The organism is Mesorhizobium sp. M7A.F.Ca.CA.002.05.1.1 (assembly GCF_003998335.1).
Lineage (GTDB): Bacteria > Pseudomonadota > Alphaproteobacteria > Rhizobiales > Rhizobiaceae > Mesorhizobium.
Map to the genome: position 1 here is coordinate 1 of NZ_RZQI01001166.1, position 1,532 is coordinate 1,532.

At 59.1% G+C, this 1,532-nt stretch carries 2 protein-coding genes; one reads left to right on the forward strand and one right to left on the reverse strand.

All coding sequences use genetic code 11. From position 1 onward, the window contains the following. Nucleotides 1-669 (reverse strand): IclR family transcriptional regulator (locus EN939_RS33715; RefSeq protein ID WP_272483131.1); only part of this gene is annotated, 669 nt, incomplete at its 3' end. Nucleotides 670-899: 230 nt separating this feature from the next. On the opposite strand from EN939_RS33715, the gene EN939_RS33720 reads away from it, so the two are divergent. Further along, a partial coding sequence (locus EN939_RS33720; protein ID WP_127271769.1) for an aldehyde dehydrogenase family protein occupies nucleotides 900-1,532 on the forward strand: 633 nt, incomplete at its 3' end.

A 1,532-nucleotide genomic window follows, 5' to 3' on the forward strand; every position in this document is an offset into this window, starting at 1 on the left:
CATCACCTCACCGCTCGTCGGCCTTATCGGAAATGCGATCGAGCCCAGGCCCGGAACATGCTCGGCCAGGTCCATGGCATAGCCCTGCTGCCGAACCTCCGCCAATTCCCTGGTCAACTCCGCGATCTTCGTTTTAGTCCGATCGGTATAGCTGCGCAGCTCGGTCGCCAGGATCCTGTTCACGGTCTCCTGCGGATGAAACGCAAGGATCGCCTTGGCCGAAGCGGTCGCATTTACAGGCATGGCCATACCCGGCATGACATAGGTCCGGACCGGAGTGTCGGGCGCGACGCAGGTGACCGAGCGCACCTCGGTACCGTCGAACTTCGACAGGAACGCCGACTGGCCGGTGCGGTCGGCCAAATCCTGAAGCGGTCGCTGCGCGAGCGTCGTCAGCCAGCCGCTATCCGGAGACATCTGTAGCAGCTGCAGCAAGCGATCGCCGAGGCGGTATGTCCGATTGCGAACGCTCTCGGCGGTGATCATCCCGCTTTCGATCAAGGCATGCAGCAGCCTGTTGATCGTGGTTTTGGGCAGTCCAAGCGTCGTTTCGAGCTCGATCGCCGTCAAGCCATGCTCGAACGGCGCGACCGTTTCCATGATCGAGATGTAGCGCTCGAGGGGACTGTCCTTGGCGCTCGGCTTCTTCGATTTCGTATTCAAGGGCACCTACGCCGATCTGACAATTGCGACTGCAAGAAGGTTATCGTTCAAAACAGACGTGAGGGGCAAGGTCGGTCTCTCGTTATCCCGCCGCGCCTCGAGTCCGAGGGGCTCCGTAGAATAGCCGAACGGCCGCACGCCCTCGGCTGTCGGGCTCCGCTAGGTAACCCGAACCCGAAACCTCCTCACGAATAATACCGAAATTCGGTATTATTTCCATTTTATGGGCCCCTCGATTGACTCGCAAGCCAAATCCTGATTATCGGGATAAATACCGATTTTCGGAGGAACTTGAAATGGCTGAACTCCCGCGTGTGACCTACTCGAACATCGGGGTGGATTTTTCCCCTGTTCACGCTCACCTCGATGCAATGATCCCGGATTTCGAGAAGAACACACTGGGTCGCGAGTGGTCGACGCCGTTTGCGACCGGCGCTCGGAAAGAGATCCTGAGCCCTATCGACAAGAAAATCTCTCTCGGCAAGTTCCCGGTTTCAATCCCGTCAGACGTCAAGTGCGCGATCCAGGCAGCCCGGGCCGGCGCGAAGGCCTGGAACCGTTCGACGCTGGACGATCGCCTTGCATTCGGCGCTCGCTGGCGAGAGGCACTTGCGGAGCGGAAATATGACCTCGGTTTGGCGGCGCTCTACGAGATCGGAAAGTCCCGCATCGAGGCAGTCGGCGAAGCCGAGGAATGCCTCGACATGGTCGAGTACTACGCATCGGAGATGAAGGCGAACAACGGGTTCGTCCGGCCCATGAACGTGTTGGTCGAAAACGAGACTGCTACGAGCGTCATGAAGCCCTATGGCGTCTTCGCGGTCATCGCTCCTTTCAACTTTCCGCTCGCCTTGTCGATCGGCATGGTC